The 15,956-nt window shown below is 67.7% G+C and carries 14 protein-coding genes and 1 pseudogene; 10 read left to right on the forward strand and 5 right to left on the reverse strand.

Features of this window, described 5'->3' with window-relative positions:
- The first annotated feature begins 248 nt into the window (after nt 1-248).
- Nucleotides 249-1,199 carry a helix-turn-helix domain-containing protein gene (locus GVL05_RS15675; protein ID WP_159573725.1) on the forward strand — a complete coding sequence of 317 codons (951 nt, stop codon included), beginning with the start codon at nt 249-251 and terminating at the stop codon, nt 1,197-1,199.
- Nucleotides 1,192-1,320 (forward strand): annotated as a pseudogene (locus GVL05_RS15680) (histone-like nucleoid-structuring protein Lsr2); the annotation flags it as partial. The gene GVL05_RS15675 and the pseudogene GVL05_RS15680, both read left to right, overlap by 8 nt.
- A 152-nt stretch (nt 1,321-1,472) precedes the next feature.
- Here GVL05_RS15680 and GVL05_RS15685 read toward each other — a convergent pair.
- On the reverse strand, nt 1,473-3,704 hold the full coding sequence (locus tag GVL05_RS15685) for a S8 family peptidase (RefSeq protein WP_159573727.1): 2,232 nt from the start codon (nt 3,702-3,704) through the stop codon (nt 1,473-1,475).
- A 26-nt stretch (nt 3,705-3,730) separates the two neighbouring features.
- A complete protein-coding gene (locus tag GVL05_RS15690) occupies nt 3,731-4,834 on the reverse strand; it encodes an ATP-binding protein (protein ID WP_159573728.1) in 1,104 nt (367 codons plus the stop codon).
- Between the two features lie 381 nt (nt 4,835-5,215).
- On the opposite strand from GVL05_RS15690, the gene GVL05_RS15695 reads away from it, so the two are divergent.
- On the forward strand, nt 5,216-5,839 hold the full coding sequence (locus GVL05_RS15695) for a recombinase family protein (RefSeq protein ID WP_200849243.1): 624 nt from the start codon (nt 5,216-5,218) through the stop codon (nt 5,837-5,839).
- A 422-nt stretch (nt 5,840-6,261) separates the two neighbouring features.
- Here GVL05_RS15695 and GVL05_RS15700 read toward each other — a convergent pair whose 3' ends face one another.
- Nucleotides 6,262-7,023: an AraC family transcriptional regulator gene (locus GVL05_RS15700; protein ID WP_235036011.1), complete on the reverse strand. Its 762-nt coding sequence runs from the start codon at nt 7,021-7,023 to the stop codon at nt 6,262-6,264.
- A 62-nt stretch (nt 7,024-7,085) separates the two neighbouring features.
- Here GVL05_RS15700 and GVL05_RS15705 point away from each other — a divergent pair, with 62 nt between their 5' ends.
- From GVL05_RS15705 to GVL05_RS15735, 7 genes are all read left to right on the forward strand, one after another.
- Complete coding sequence (locus GVL05_RS15705; protein ID WP_159573731.1) at nt 7,086-7,889, forward strand: siderophore-interacting protein; 804 nt, start codon at nt 7,086-7,088, stop codon at nt 7,887-7,889.
- A gap of 40 nt (nt 7,890-7,929) precedes the next feature.
- Entirely contained in the window at nt 7,930-8,931 is a 1,002-nt protein-coding gene (gene fepB, locus GVL05_RS15710) for a Fe2+-enterobactin ABC transporter substrate-binding protein (protein ID WP_159573732.1), read from the forward strand.
- Complete coding sequence (locus GVL05_RS15715) at nt 8,928-9,989, forward strand: iron ABC transporter permease (protein WP_200849244.1); 1,062 nt, start codon at nt 8,928-8,930, stop codon at nt 9,987-9,989. Before fepB ends, GVL05_RS15715 begins: the two co-directional genes overlap by 4 nt.
- A gap of 101 nt (nt 9,990-10,090) precedes the next feature.
- Nucleotides 10,091-11,053, forward strand: a complete 963-nt coding sequence (locus GVL05_RS15720) for an iron chelate uptake ABC transporter family permease subunit (protein ID WP_235036012.1) — start codon at nt 10,091-10,093, stop codon at nt 11,051-11,053.
- Between the two features lie 14 nt (nt 11,054-11,067).
- Nucleotides 11,068-11,868, forward strand: coding sequence for an ABC transporter ATP-binding protein (locus tag GVL05_RS15725; protein WP_159573733.1), 801 nt, complete (start codon nt 11,068-11,070; stop codon nt 11,866-11,868).
- Nucleotides 11,865-12,644, forward strand: a complete 780-nt coding sequence (locus tag GVL05_RS15730) for an esterase family protein (RefSeq protein WP_159573734.1) — start codon at nt 11,865-11,867, stop codon at nt 12,642-12,644. Before GVL05_RS15725 ends, GVL05_RS15730 begins: the two co-directional genes overlap by 4 nt.
- Entirely contained in the window at nt 12,641-13,786 is a 1,146-nt protein-coding gene (locus tag GVL05_RS15735) for an alpha/beta hydrolase-fold protein (protein ID WP_159573735.1), read from the forward strand. The genes GVL05_RS15730 and GVL05_RS15735 overlap by 4 nt, the downstream gene beginning before the upstream one ends.
- Before the next feature lie 241 nt (nt 13,787-14,027).
- On the opposite strand, the gene GVL05_RS15740 is transcribed toward GVL05_RS15735, so the two are convergent.
- Both GVL05_RS15740 and GVL05_RS15745 read right to left on the reverse strand, forming a co-directional pair.
- On the reverse strand, nt 14,028-14,453 hold the full coding sequence (locus tag GVL05_RS15740) for a hypothetical protein (RefSeq protein ID WP_159573736.1): 426 nt from the start codon (nt 14,451-14,453) through the stop codon (nt 14,028-14,030).
- 128 nt (nt 14,454-14,581) lie between these two features.
- Nucleotides 14,582-15,913: a cation:dicarboxylate symporter family transporter gene (locus GVL05_RS15745; protein ID WP_159573737.1), complete on the reverse strand. Its 1,332-nt coding sequence runs from the start codon at nt 15,911-15,913 to the stop codon at nt 14,582-14,584.
- Between the last annotated feature and the right edge of the window lie 43 nt (nt 15,914-15,956).

A 15,956-nucleotide genomic window follows, 5' to 3' on the forward strand; every position in this document is an offset into this window, starting at 1 on the left:
CACCTTGTCCGCTCGATGCAGCCGACGGATCTCTGCCCACGTGTCCACTGTGATCACCCTCCTAGCGTCAACCAGGGGGTCCATCCCAGTTCGGCGTCAGGGGGTCCGTTCTACTTCGGCATCAACACACCGATGATTGGGGCGTCTTCGGCACCACAATTAGCCTGGACGATCTTCGAAACCTTCCTCCAGACGCCCGCCCCCTGTAGACCGCCACGAACATCGTCGACCCCTGGAAGACTGACCCTATGAGCGACCCGAACCGTGAGCTGGGTGAATTTCTCCGACATGCACGCGCCAACCGTGATCCGCAGAACACGGGCTTACTCGCCGATGGCCGCGTCCGCCGCGTACCAGGCCTGCGACGTGAAGAAGTCGCCCTCCTCGCCGGAGTGTCTACTGACTACTACACCCGCCTCGAACAGGGCCGACACCTCACCCCCTCCGCCCAAGTCCTCGCTGCCCTCGCCACCGCTCTAGCCCTTGACGAGGCGGGCGAGACCTACCTCCACACGCTCATCAGGACCGCGGGGAGGCCTCCGGCTCGTACCCGCCCGGGAGTGCAGCGTGTCCGCCCAGGGATGAATCAGTTGCTCAACTCGTTCTCTTTCCAACCCGCACTGATCCTCGGACACCGCACCGACATCCTCAGTTCCAACGCCCTGGCCGGCGCTCTCTTCGTCGACTTCCAGGCGATGCCCGCCAAACACCGCAACTACGCCCGGTGGCTGCTCCTGGATGAACGTGCTCGATCACTTTTCCTGGACTGGGAAGAACAAGCGCGCAACGCCGTCGAAGCCCTCCGGCTCGACGCAGCGGCAACCCCGGACGACGTTGCCACGCAACAGCTCATCGGCGAGCTCTCCCTTGCCAGCGACGAGTTCCGCCACTGGTGGTCGGATCACCGAGTCCACCAACGCACTCACGGAACAAAACGCCTCAACCACCCCATCGTCGGAGCGCTCGACGTTCAATTCGAGACGCTCAACCTTCCGGGCGACCCCCACCAAGTTCTCTACGTATACACGACAGAGCCAGGATCCACCTCTCAGGAAGCACTCACCCTCCTCGCCAGCTGGTCGCTGGCCGGAAGTAAAGCCCCAGAAGCCACGAACGGATCAACCCCGACACAGGCGCCTTACTCGGCGAGCAGGCGCTCACCTATCGGGCACGCCGATGAGCGAGGCGACATCCGGTAGCCGCGGCAACTCGGAAGAGCTCGCCAAAATCCGCGAGTGGGCGAACACGAACGGCCACAAGGTCTCCTCACGCGGCCGCATCAGCCGGGCCGTCCGCGACGCATACGACGCCGCACACTGACACCACTCCCCCTCGCAGCACAGCCGGCCACCCCGAGGGGTGGCCGGCTGTTCTCGTGTAAGCCGATACGGCGCTCTTATGTCAGCTGAGCGGCTGAGGTACCGCCCCTCGCTCTTCCGCCGCGGGTTGCCCACCTTCGTCATCCGGTGATGTCAGCTGTCCAACGCAATGTCGAGATCAACCTCGATTGTCGGTTCGATGGGAACGAGCACACCGGCGTACGCCTCCAGGATGTCCTGATGGAGGTTAACGTGCTTCGGTGCCTCGAGCGTAATAACGAGCGCATATGGCATCTCTTCCTTGCTGGAGGAGATGCCACCCCCATCGCGGGCGTTGTAGTGCACATCGAACACGGGGCTGACTAGCGTCGACCCGCGCATGCGTTCGGCATTGTGCAGCACCGGCTCCCAGGCTCCGAAATCGCTTCTGCGTTTCGTTTCCGATTGGTAAGCCGGTTTTCCAAAGAACGAACGTGACATCGGTGTCTTGGCGTCGTTCCCAAACTTGTCCTTCCCAAACTTCGAGAGATCCGGTCTGAATACCGGCTCAAGACCGGCGCGGGTGTATGTATCAGGTGATGCTGCGTCTACGGCGGTAGCAAAGCAGAACGTCGCGGTCAGGGTCACCATCCCAGTGAGTCCGTCTTTCGGGAGTGGGACCGCCGCGCGGATATACTTTCCCGGTTTCAACACGCCCTGATAGATAATGCGAGCCACCCCGTCCCCCGAGACGACAATCTCATCGAAATCTTCAGGTAGCTTTCCCCAGCCGACCTGCTCCGAATCGTGGGTGCCCTGGTCCGCCGCGTGGATCATTAATGCCCGCACAGCGAGCGGGGACAAATCCGAACCAAGAAGCGCCCTAATGCTCGCTCCTTGGCGCATCGCGAGAGGTGCCGCGAAGCTCGTGCCCATGATTCCGACGGAGCTTGCTCCGTCTGCACCAACAGTGTGGAACAATTCATCATCGCTGCCGCCAAATACTACGAGGTCTGGCTTGATTCGACCCGGCGTCCGGCCGGGGCCGAGGGCGGAATAAGGCGCGCGGGCCCAGTCACCCCATCGGTTGCCGACGGCTCCAATGGTTAGAGCGTTGACCGCATCTCCTGGAACTTGGACACGGGCGTTCCCAGATGCCACATCGAGGTGGCCGTTATTGCCAGCCGCGACGGTGAGCAGTGTTTCTCCATCCGCGAGTAGATCATCAATCACCGATGTCCATGCGTGCACGTCATCATCTTCGATCGGCAGGTCGGGACCCAGGCTAAGGTTGACGAAGTCGAAAGCCCGGGACAGCAGGACGGCCTCTACATGTCCGAGGACTCCGTAAAGTTCCCACGGGTCCTCAGCACCCACGCTGTCGTCAAGCACACGGATGACGCTGACTCTTGACGGGGGCGGTCCGGCCGCCTGGCCGTTGTTAAGCGGGCCGAAGAGGTACGCAGACGCTACGGCAAGCCCGTGGTTTGCGTACGCGTCGACGGTGCCAGCAGTCGGATTCGCTTCCCGGTACAACTCAATCCAAGGCCCGAGCGGGTGCCCGGTTGGAAGTCCGCCATCCAGGATCGCAACACGCACCCCGTCTCGGCGAGCTGGAGGATCAGGTAGTTGCAGAGATGGCACGGTCGCCGAGGACCGTATCGGCTCCAGATTCAGTCGTGGCATCGGCCGAGCGACGCGAAGCGTTGAAAATGACGCGAGCCGCTGGACCGCCTCCACGGAACCCTGGGCGGGAAGAAACCAGAGCGACTCAGTTTCAAAGCCGCGGTCCGGGTCGATCTCGACGGACAACGATGCGGCGGCGGCGAGAAGGGCCGTCTTGTTGTCGGGCGCCATCCCTGCGGAGGGCTTGTGTACGACGAGTTCGTACACATTGTCACGAGCATCCGACCCGCCGCTCTTCATCTTCTCACCGGCTGTGAAGCTGGTAATTGCTTCGAACTCCCGGATGTCGCCGAGCTCACGCATCAGCGGTTCTGGCGACTCTAAGGACTGCGCGAGACGGAGGAACATGCCCCTCGTGCCAGCAACGTAGAGCGCCGAGGTCGTGTACTCCCGTTCGGTGTCGTTCGCACCAGTGTGCTTAACCACTCGTGTACGTAGTTCGCGACTACCGACAACCTCCAGCCCAGCAGCACGGAGCATCCCTCCCGGGTGGTAGGACTTCGCAACGTAGGCTGGGTGAAGCACAAACTTCACCACCTGAACATCGTTCGGTGCCAGGTCCGGGGACTCCTCGAACTGCACGATGGTCGACCGGAGCATCGGCGCAAGCCGTGCTCGTGCTTCATCCACCGTGTATGGGTGCTCCTTCGAGGGGTTGCGTGGCGGCGGTCCGATCGGCTCGACAAGCAGCTCGCCGTTTCCGATGAGGTAGTTAGGCATTATTCCCCCGTGCTGTCCTTTGTGAGTTAGTTGGCGCCAGCAAATGCGCCGTCTTTCGCGTGTTTGCGGATCGTGTCGCGGCTGACCCCGACCAGCTCGGAAGCTCGACGTTGCGAAATCTTGCCCGCTCCAGTCAGCGCACTGGCAAGAAGGACCCGTTCGTCCCGGCTGAGTGCACGTGCTCGTTCCGCGACGACCTCCGCCACGATCGACTGCGTATCACCGTCTCCAAGAATATGCGCTTTACGCATAGTCAGCAACGACCGTTCAATCTCGCTGAATGATTCGCCAGCGAAGACGGAGTTGAATACACCCGCATACTGAGCGAGATCGGCGTCGTCGCCAAGGAAGCGCTGAATCGCCTTACTGAGGACCTGCCCGTCCGGCACAGTGAAAGTCACCCGTACATCGAATCGGCGCCACAGCGCCGGGTCTACAATCGCGGGATGATTCGTCGCAGCAAGTAGCAGACTTGTCGACGGCCACTCGTCGAGTTCCTGCAGCATGATCGTTACGAGTCGCTTCAGCTCACCGACATCGCCTTCGTCATCACGTCGTTTGGCGATCGCGTCAACCTCGTCGAGGAATAGCACAGACGGTTCCGCCTTCGCCCTATCCAGGGCTGAGCGGAGGTTCGCGCCGGACTGACCGAGACGACTACTCATCACCGCAGTGAGGTCCAATGAGTGCAAAGGCAGGCCGAGCTCGGCAGCGATCCATCGCGCGGAGCGGGTCTTCCCAACTCCCGGCGGGCCGACGAAAACAGCCGAACTTGCCGCGCGCAGACCATGTCGGGCAAGATCCGCGGCGCGGTGCCGCTCAAGAAGGAGTCGGCGCAACTGCGTTTCGAGCTCCGGGGCGAATACGGGAGGTTCGAGGTTGAGGTCCTCGGGCAGGGTGGTCCGCAGGACCGCGAGGGAACCATCTTCCACTGCCGCCGCTGCCGTCCCCGGAGCAAACCGCTCCGGTCGTGCGCGTGCCGGCCTCTCCTTCAGGGAAGCCGCGAGCTCCTGCGAAAGTGACGGGTCTTTAGATCGGTATCGTCGAGCCAGCCTGCTGACGTACAGCCGCAGGTCTGCATCGGCACCCGCCGCTGCCAACCTCGACACGTGGACTAATTCTTCCCGCATGTCTACATTTTCGTCCACTGACCTCCGCCTTCCCCGCAACCCCGGGGTGCAGGCTAGCACCTGCGTGGACTAGTTCAGCGCGTACCACCGACATTTTCGTCCAACCTCGCAGCGAGACTCCCGATGCATCCGGCAGCAGGGCGCCATCACGAACAGCGCGCTGCCAGGCAGGGATTACGCTGCCCGCCAGCGTGTCGTGTGGCAACCGTTCGGGCTGATTGTGCAGTGCTCATCAGCGCCGAAACGAGGCGAGCTTGCCAAGGGTGATCGTGATGCCGCGCTGGGGTATACCCCAACGCAACACGGGCTTGGGTGGTCGATTCGCGTAGTTCTAGGGTGCCGATTCGTACCTTTGCTACAGGAGTGTGCAAGGCTCTAGGGGTGCTGCAACACAAAACGCAGATTGTCGCGTACGTTCGGGTGAGCTCGATCGATCAGAACCTCGACAGGCAACTCGAAACCGTCGGCGACGTCGATCGAGTGTTCGAGGAGAAGATCTCCGGCGGCTCCCGCACCGACCGAACCGCACTGCTCGACTGCATCGGATACGTCCGTGACGGCGACGTGGTCCGGGTCGCATCCATGGACCGGCTCGCCCGCTCCCTCGGCGACCTCCGCGACATCATCGACGAGATCACCACCAAGGGCGCCTCGGTCGAGTTCGTGAAGGAACAGCAGACCTACAGCCGCGACACGGATGATGCGATTGGCCGGCTCATGCTGAACCTCCTTGGTGCGTTCGCTGAGTTCGAACGCACCCTGATCCGCGAACGCCAACGCGAGGGCATCCGCATCGCCAAAGCCGCCGGTAAGTACAAGGGCCGCAACCGTAAGCTCACCGACGACCAGATCGTCGAAGCACGCCGACTCATCAGCACCGGCGTCCCCAAGACAACCGTCGCCCGCGGGCTCGGCATCGACCGCACGACCCTCTACCGGATGCTCGCGACACCCCTCTCCCCCGCCTCCACAGATGGGGCTGCCAGCGACGTCGCCGCTGTGTAGCGTTTGGCGGCCCTTCGTCGGGCATTTTGCGGGACAGGCATACGGCAATACCCCTGATCAGCCTGCAGCAGGCAACGGGGGTCTTCCAAGGCGACAGTTGTCGTTTACCGATGGACGACCGGCTCACGGACAGTCAGCGTTAGCGGTCTCGGGGCGACTCCGAGACCGTTGAGGCTGACTGGCCGATCGCACGGCGCCCAGCATGGGTCAGGTGCCCGCGTAGCGAACCTCGACTTTGCCGCTGAACTCGCGAGCAAGGTTCTTACTCAACCGCTAGCCATCGACGTACCTCAGCATTGCGCTCCTTTGGGACCAGCCACCCCTTGTTCGCCCGGGCGTACTCGAGGTAGCAATCGCTGGCGCCGATGAGGCGCCGCGGAGCACATCGACGAGTTCCATGCCATTAGCCACCGTTGCCAAGATCATCGGGGAGGAGAAGCGGACCCGCGCTGACGCTCGGCGACGTAAGCGCCCGGTGTGACACCGAACTGCTGTCGGAAGGCCGTGGTGAAGGCACTCACCGACGAGTAGCCGACGCGATGTGCAGCCGCCGCGATCTCAGCCCCACGGTCGAGGTGGTCCCGGCCGTGCACGAGTCGGACGGTGCTGCGCCAGCGCGGGAAGGTCATCCCGGTCTCTCGGAATGCCCGCTGCAGGGTCTTCGTGCAGACGTGCACACTAGCAGCCCACTCGTCGAGCGTCACGTCGTCGCCGGGCGTGCGCAGGATCGCCTCGGCGACGGTGCGAGCACGGACGTCTCGCGGCAGCGGGGGCAGTACGACACCGTCGGCACGGGCGACGTGGTCGCGGACCGTAGCGAGGGCAACGGCGAGGGCATCGTCCGTGCTCAGCCCCGGCTGCAGGATCACCCGGGCGCAGGCTTCGAGCGCTGGAGTGCGCGGGACCGCGGTCGCCCCGTTCACGGCGACCCGTGGCGCGGCGTCCTCCACGACCGGCAACAAGCCGCCCGGGAACAGCAGCGGGAACACGATCGAATCGGGCCGCGGGACCACCTCGTGCTCCACACCGGCCGGGATCGCGAGCGCGGTCCGGGTGTCGACGGCGTACCGGACACCGGCCACGACGACCTCGCACGCACCCGTCACGACCCAGGTCAGCTCGTCTGCGTCGTGCCGGGTGACGATCCGGTCGACGAGCGTCACAGCGGGTCCGGTCGACGACAAGGCATGTCCTTTCCGAGCAAGCGATTGAGGTAAGGCAATCCTAAGTTAGTCGGGTGCCTGCGATGACCGACCTCGAAATCACGACCGTCATGCACCCCCTGCGCGCCCGGACGCTGGAGGTGCTCGCGGTCGAGGACATCGGCCCCCGCTACCGCCGGCTCGTGCTCGGCGGCCCGGATCTCGAACCGGACTTCCCCTTCCCGGCGAACGCGGCGACCGACCACGTGAAGGTGCTCGTGCCCGACGCCGACGGTGTCGTGACGGTGCCCGAGATCCGCGACGACCGGGTGGTCCGCGGGGAGGGCGTCTTCCCCGTCGCCCGTGACTACACGGTGCGCGCGTTCGACGAACGTGGCCTCGTCGTCGACTTCGTCCTCCACGACCACGGATTGGCCGGACGGTGGGCGGGGACGGCCCGGGTCGGCGACCGCCTCGGCGTGCTCGGTCCACGCGGCTCGCACCGGTACCCGCAGGGCTACGACCGGTACCTGCTCGTCGCGGACGAGACCGCGCTCCCCGCCGTCGGGCGGTGGCTCGACGCCCACGCGACGACGCCCGGCGACCGGTCGATCGACGTCGTCGCCGTGGTCCAGAGCGTCGACGAGTACCCGCTCCCGAACGTCCCCGGTGCCACCGTGCACTGGGCCGTCGCCCCGCTCGGCGCCGGCCGCGCGGACGCCCTCGCCGCGGCCGTGCGCGACCGCATCGCACCCGGCGCCTTCGTCTGGGCCGCGGGTGAGAGCACGCAGCTGAAGCCGTTGCGCCGCCTGCTACGCGAACGGCTCGAACGCCACCAGTACGACGTCGACGGCTACTGGCGGGCCGGGGTCGTGAACCTCGACCACCACGAGTCCGACGACGACTGACCGACCTCCCCTCCGATCCCCCACAGGAGCCCACCACCCCATGTCCCGACCACGCCTCCTCACCACTGCCGCCGTACTCGTCGCCGCGTCCCTCGCCCTCGCGGGCTGCGCCTCCGAATCGACGGGCGCCCCGGACGACGCGTCCGCGACGGCCGCGAGCGACCAGGGAACCTGGCCCCGCACGATCACGCACGAGAAGGGCTCGACCGAGATCACCGCGAAGCCGGAGAACATCGTCTCGACGTCCATCACCCTGACCGGGTCGTTGCTCGCGATCGACGCTCCGGTCACCGCTACGGCCACCACGACCCCCAGCGACATCACAGACGACGACGGCTACTTCAGCCAGTGGGCCTCGGTCGCGAAGGAGCGTGACGTCGCGGAGCTGTACCCGAACCTCGAGTTCGACGAGGAAGCGGTTCTCGCAGCCGCACCAGACTTGATCGTCGTGTCCGCCAGCGGCGCCGACAGCACGGTCGACGAGTACGACGCGCTGTCGGAGATCGCCCCGACGATCGTCCTCGACTACGGCGACGAGAGCTGGCAGGACCTCGCCACCGCGCTCGGCACGGCCACCGGCCACGAGTCCGACGCGAAGAAGGTCATCGCGAACTTCGACGAGCACGTCGCCGACGTCGCGAAGGAGATCACTGTGCCGGAGGGCGACGCGAACGCGATCGTCTGGAACGGCACCGAGAACACGACCGCGTTCGCCAAGCCCGGCGGCCCGCACGCCGAGCTGCTCGACGCCCTCGGCTTCACGGTGCAGGGCGCGGACAACGACCTCGACACGAGTGAGCAGTCCCGCAACGACTTCGCGTTCCTGTCCATCGAGGACGTGACCTCCGCACTCACCGGCAGCACGGTCTTCGTCATCAGCGGCGGCGACTCGACCACCGAGGATCTCGAGTCCACCTCGGTGCTGCGCACTGCGCCGGCTCTCGAGTCGGGCAACGTCGTCGCCCTCGGCCCGGACTCGTTCCGCATCGACTACTACAGCGCCGAAGAGATCGTCGACATCGTCGAGAAGGAGTTCGCGTGACCGCTGCCCTGGCAGTCCGCTCCACCGGCACGGCCCCGTCGCAGCAGCGGCGGGGCCGTGCCGCGGGTCTGGTCCTGGTGTCGATCGGCGGGCTCGTGCTGCTCGGCGTCCTCGCCGTCACGAGCGTGTTCACGGGCACCAGGACGATCGACCCCGCGGACGTCGTCGGCGCCGTCACCGCCTTTGACCCGACCGACGCCGCGCACCGCGTCGTCGTCGACCTCCGGCTGCCGCGGACGACGCTCGCTGCCCTCACCGGCGCTGCCCTCGGTGTCGCCGGGACGATCATGCAGGCACTCACCCGGAACCCGCTGGCCGAACCCGGCATCCTCGGCGTGAACGCGGGAGCCGCGGCGTTCACCGCGACCGGGACCGCCCTGACCGCCGGGGTCCTCGGGACCTTCGGCACGTTCGGCTTCGCGTTCGTCGGGGCCGGAGTCGGGGCGCTCGCGGTCGCTGCGCTCGGCGGGGTGTTCCGCCGCGGCGCCGACCCGGTGCGCCTGACCCTCGCCGGGGCCGCCCTCAGCGTGATGCTCGGCTCGTACACGCAGGCACTCCTCATCAACTACCCGTCGGTGTTCGACACGTTCCGGCACTGGGCGGTCGGCTCGGTGCAGGGACGGGACGGCGCGCTCGTCGTCCCGGCCCTCGTCGTGGTCGTGCCGACGGTGCTCGTCGCGATCGCGCTGGGGCCGTCGTTCAACGCCCTGGCGCTCGGGGACGACCTCGGTCGTGGGGTTGGCGCGGCACCGCGGCGGGTCCTCATCGCGGGCGCGGTCCTCGTCGTGCTGCTCGCCGGCGGCGCCACGGCAATAGCCGGGCCGTTCGCGTTCGTCGGACTCGTGGCTCCGCTCGCCGTCCGGCTGGTCACCGGGCCCGACTACCGCTGGATCCTGCCGTTGTCGGCGGTGCTCGCGGCGGACCTCGTCCTCGGCGCCGACGTGCTCGGGCGGGTGCTCCTGCCGTCGGCCGAGGTGGAGGCGTCGATCGTCACCGCCGTCGTCGGCGCTCCCGTGTTCATCGCGCTCGCGCGACGACGCCGGCTGGTCCGACTGTGACCGCGGCGCAGGACCGGACCGCGGTCCGACCGAACCGCCCCGCCACCCGCACCTGGCGCTCCCGTTCGGGCCGCGCCTCCTGGCGGTGGCATCCCCGCGCCGTGATCGTGGCGACCGTCCTCGTGGTCGCCCTCGTCCCCGTCGGGATCGTGACGATGACCACCGGGACGTACGAGATCCACGTCGCCGACGTGCTCGCCGCCCTGTCCGGCGCCGGCGACGCCCCTGTCGAACGTGTCCTCGTCGGCATCCGCCTGCCACGGTTCGTCGCCGGCGTCGTCGTCGGTGCAGGTCTCGGCATCGCGGGCGCGGTGTTTCAGACCATCTCGCGGAACGCCCTCGGCTCCCCCGACGTGATCGGCTTCACCACGGGCGCGGCGACCGGCGCAATCATCGCGATAGTCGGGTTCGGCGCACCCGGGACCATCGTGGCGGCCGCCGCCGTGGCCGGCGGTCTCGCCACCGCCGTCGTCACGACCCTGCTGTCGACGCGCCGCCGGACGTTCGGTGGTTACCGACTCGTGCTGGTCGGCATCGGCGTCGGCGCGCTGCTCAACGCCCTGAACGACCTGCTCCTGACCCGCAGCCAGCGAGACGACGCGATCGGCGCGCAGATCTGGCTCGTCGGCACGCTGAACGCCCGAGGGTGGGAGGAGGTCCTGCCGACCCTGACCGCGGTCGTCCTGCTCGTCCCGGTGCTCCTCCTCGCGGGCTCCCGGCTGCGCGCGCTCGAACTCGGCGATGACATGGCCCGCCAGACCGGTGTCGCGGTCGATCGTGTGCGGCTCGGGACGATGGCGGTCGCGGTCGTCCTCGTGGCGTTCGCCACCGCCACGGCCGGACCGATCTCGTTCGTGGCCCTGGCGGCACCGCAACTCGCGCTCCGGCTCACCCGCGGGGGTTCGCTCCCGCTGTTCGGCTCAGCCGCGCTCGGGGCGTTCCTGCTCACCGCGGCGGACCTCGGGTCGCAGTACCTGCCGCTCGACCTGTCCGCGCCGGTCGGCCTCGTCACCGGGGTGCTCGGCGGCGGGTACCTGCTCTGGCTCCTCTCACGGGGACGTTGATGGAAGGGAACACCATGTCGCAACCACGTCTCGTCGCGGACCGGCTCCGGCTCGCGTACCAGGACCGGGTGGTCGCCGAGGACCTCGGCGTGCAGATCCCAGACGGCGGCTTCACCGTGGTCATCGGCCCGAACGCGTGCGGGAAGTCCACACTCCTGCGTGCCCTGGGACGGTTGCTCGACCCGGCCGGCGGCACGGTCTCGCTCGACGGCCGTGCCGTGCGGTCGTTCGGGGCGAAGGAGTTCGCTCGGCAGCTCGCATCACTCCCGCAGTCGGTCGTCGTGCCGGACGGTATCGCGGTGTCGGACCTCGTCGCCCGCGGTCGCTTCCCGCACCAGACGCTGCTGCGACAGTGGTCCGATGCCGACGAGCGCGCGGTGGATGCTGCACTGGACGCCACCGGGGTCCGGGCGCTCGCGGATCGGCGGATCGATGAGTTGTCCGGCGGACAGCGGCAGCGGGTGCTGCTCGCGACGGTGCTGGCGCAGGACACCGGGCTGCTGCTGCTCGACGAGCCGACGACGTTCCTCGACGTGACGCACCAGATCGAGGTGCTCGAACTCTGCCGCGAACTCCACGAGGACGGCCGCACCATCGTCGCGGTCCTGCACGACATCGCGCAGGCGTGCCGCTACGCGACGCACCTGGTCGCGATGCGGGACGGAGAAGTGGTCGCGTCCGGTGCGCCCGCGGACATCGTCACCGAGGCACTCGTGGAGGAGGTCTTCGGCCTCCGTTCCGTCGTCGTCCCCGACCCGGTGACGGGGACACCGCTGGTGGTACCGCTGGCCGGGCGTGCGGCGGTCCACGCATGAGTGGCTCGGACACCGACCTGGAGGCACGGCTCGGCTCCGCCACGTCGCCCACCACCGTGGGTGGGCACCCAGCCTGGGAGCCCACGACCCGCCTCCGACGCCGCGTCACCACGATGACCGTCCCCCACCGAGACGGCCACGACCTCACGGTGCTGGCACCCGACGGCCCGGTGGGCCTGGTCGTCCTGTTCGACGGCGAGCGGTGGCTTGAGCACGGCATCCTCGACGCCTGGCAGCGAGCCGCCGTGCCCCGCGCCGTGGCCCTGGTACCGTCCCACTCGCCTGCGCGTCGGTGTGCGCTGCTCCCACACCCGGAGGTCGTCGCCGCCCACGTCGCCGACGAGGTCCTGCCCGCCCTGGACCCGGCGCTGCTCGACCTGCCGAGGATCGTTGCCGGACAGAGCTACGGCGGTCTCGCGGCAGCCGCCATCGCGATGCTGCGACCGGACGTCGCTCCGACGGCGATCGTCCAGTCGGGGTCGTTCCACTTCCGTGCCGACGAGCCCCCGCGACGACCGCGGGGTGTGATGGGTGACCTCGGCACGGTCCTCGGCACGGGAACCCGACCGGGTGCCGCCAGCCGGCTCGTGCTGCAGGCGGGCACCGGGGAGGCCGACATGCTCGAAATGGCCGAACAGTTCGCGCCGATCGCCCGGGACGCCGGCGCCGCAGTCACGCTCGAGGCCTACGACGGCGGACACGACATGGGCTGGTGGCGGCACGGGCTCCTCGACGCCCTCGACCAACTCGACGCGCTCGACCAGGCCGACTCGTGACGCTCCGCGACCGGCTGTCCGCTCTGCACGGCACCGACGCCGCCGCGCTCCGGGCGTTCTGGGCGTCCGTGTCGCCCGACGAGCCGGTCGTCGAGCGGGTCGGCCGATCGGGCTCCGTCCGCGTCACGTTCCTTCACCGCGAGCACCGTGCCCGGGCCGTGCACTGCGGCATCGCACGCGTCACAGACCGGTCGCACTGGCGATCAGGGCTGATGACCCGGGTACCCGGCACCGACGTCTGGTGGCTCGAACTCGAGCTGCCGGCAGACCTCCGCGCCGGATACGCCTTCCGCACCTTCGACGCAGAGGCGCCAGCGGACGGACACTTCGGCGGGCGCCCCTGGGATCTGGTCGGACCGCGACCGACCGCCACCGTCGAGCTCGCGCTGCCAGACGCGCCCCTGCCCGACCTGGCGACCCGGCACCGACCCCACGTGGACGTCACGACCCACGAGACACCGTGGGGTACGGCGTGGACGACGTCACCCGCGGACGCCCGGACGCTGCTGGTGCTCACCGACGGCCGGACGTGGATCGAGCAGCTCGACCTTCCTGCTGTCCTGGCTGCGTTCGTCGGGGAGCCGGTGGCGATCGCGGCGCTCGACTCCGGGACGCGGGACGAACGGCTCGCCCGGCTCGGCGGTGACACCGGGTACGCGGAGTTTCTCGCCGACACCTGCCTGCCCTGGGCACGGACAACCACCGGGGTCGACGCCGATCGCGAGGGGACCTGGTTCGCCGGGCAGAGTCTCGGTGGGCTGACCGCGCTCCTGCTCGCCGCACGGCGCCCGGCAGCCTTCGGCACCGTCGTCGCGCAGTCCCCGTCCATGTGGTGGCACCCGGCCGGCGGGCGGACCCCGGCCGACATGCCGCCGATCGACGCGACACCCTGGATCCACGAGCAGCTCGCTCCGTCGCCCGGCGCGCCCACCCGGGTCCTGTTGCACGCCGGCACGCTCGAGGGCACGACCCCGCACCACACCCGCACCGCCGCCGAACGACTCCGCGCACACGGCCACGACGCCACCGCCACACCGTTCACCGGCGGGCACGAACCCCTGTGCTGGCGCGCCGCCCTCGTCCAGGGAGTCCTTAAACACGTGAAGTCGACGGCTAGGCGCCCTCCTGCACCGTTGCGTTAGCGCTCACGTGCAGTTCGGTGATCTCTGCTAGTTGCATTCCGCAAGCGAGAACGACGCATGTGCCTGTTCTTCGGAGACGCTGACGCGTCTTCTGTCATCGCACGCGGAAGGCTATCGCGTGCCTGCACCTCGGCCTCTGGCCGTCGATCTCGCACCGCTACCAGTTGTGATCGCGTCCTGAAAGACGGTCGGCAACCGAACGCCGCTTCGGTCGCTCGTGGTTGTTCCGATCGGGGATCGGCTACCGGAACGCCTCGGGCAGTGCGGCGACGAATTCGTTGAAGCGGCTGTACCAGACCGAGTGCGCAGCGCCCGGAACATCACGGACGACCACGCCACGGCCCCTGTGCAGCGCCGCCGTCTCATCATCGACGTAGAGACTCGGGCTTGCACGGACGATGATCGACCCAGGTTCCGGCGCGAACGAAGACCCGATCCCCGTCGATTGCGCAGCCGCCGTTGCGGGATCAAAGCATTCAGCGGCACGAGCCTCGACCACGCAGTCCTGATCGCTGTAGAACGATCGCGACGCGCGGAGCCCGGCGTACGTGCGAGACCGCTTGTCCTCCTCGTACATCGCCATGAGTTCAGCCGCAAGCTCATCGACGACCAGGTTGCCGAGGCCCGTCGACTGATCGGCACGGGCCGCCGAAGGCAGCGGTTCCACCTGACCTCGGCATCGATCGGACCACGCTCTCCTGCATGCTCGCGACGCACGTACCGTCCGCGGCTCAGGCGTGACTCCCGACGCCGGCCACTCGACGTTCCATCCAACGTGTCGCGGTCAGCTCGGCGTCACTGCACCGAAGGCGCCGGCTCGGCGAGGACCGGAGGCGTCTGCGATCGACGGCGCGGTCGCAGGGTTGCGTCGACCCGGTCGCGGTCGAGTGCGCCCTGCCACCTGGCCACGACGAGTGCAGCGACGCAGTTGCCGAGCAGGTTCACGCTCACCCGCATCGAGTCCATGATGCGGTCCGCGCCGAGGAGCAACGCGACGCCTGCGACGGGGAAGAGGCCGAGACTGGTCGCGGTGGCCGACAGCGCCAGGAACGACGAGCCAGGGACTCCCGCCATGCCCTTCGACGTCAACAGCAGCACTCCGAGCGCGGCGACCTGCTGCTCGAGGGTGAGCGGCATCCCGAACGCCTGGGTGAGGAACAACAATGCGATCGAGAGGTAGATCGCCGCACCGTCGAGGTTGAACGAGTAGCCGGTCGGGACGACGAGGCCGGCAACACTACGGGAGACGCCCACTTCGGTGAGCCGCGTGATCATCCGCGGCAAGACCGCCTCGGTCGACGCCGTCCCGAGCGCAAGTCCGAACTCGGCCCGGGTGTGCCAGACGAACCGCCAGACCGGGACACCGGTCAGGATCTGCCCGATCACGAGGAGCGCCACGATGAACACCGCAGCAGCCCCGTAGCAGGCGGCGATGAGGAGCCCGTAGGACGCGAGCGTCTCGATGCCGTACTGCCCGACCACGTACGCCATCGCACCGAACGCACCCAGCGGGGAAAGACGCATCACCCACCCCAGAATCCGGTAGACCACCTCGAGGCACAGGTCCAACCCCCGCACCAGCGAGCGGGACCGATCGGGGCCGATCGCCGCGATCGCGGACCCGACGAACACCGCGAAGACGAGCACCTGCAGGATGTCGTTCGTCGCGAACGCGTTGGCGACGCTGGACGGGATGAGATCGAGGATGAACGTGCCGGCGTCCGGAATGCTCCCGCCCGCAGTCTTCGCCGCGACCGCGGAGCCATCGAGCGAGGACGGATCGATCTGGAGTCCCGCTCCGGGTCGGACCAGGTTGCCGACCAGCAGACCGAACACGAGCGCGCACGACGACGCGAGGAAGAAGTAGACCATCGCCTTGCCGGCGATACGTCCGACGGCTCGGAGATCACCGACGTGCACGATGCCAGTGACCACGACGATGAAGACCAGCGGTGCGATCACCATCTCGATCAGGCGGATGAACCCCTGGCCGACAATGTTCAGCACCGGAGCTGCGGACGGAGCACACACCCCGACCAGGACGCCGAGAGCCACACCGATCGCGATCTGCACGAAGAGCGAGCGGTACCAGCGAGCGGGGGAACGTTCCGGTGCAGTGATGTCCATGCCTCCACCCCACCGCGAAACTGTTTCAACGGGATTACAGCCC

The sequence above is a fragment of the Curtobacterium sp. 18060 genome (assembly GCF_902706105.1).
Lineage (GTDB): Bacteria > Actinomycetota > Actinomycetes > Actinomycetales > Microbacteriaceae > Curtobacterium.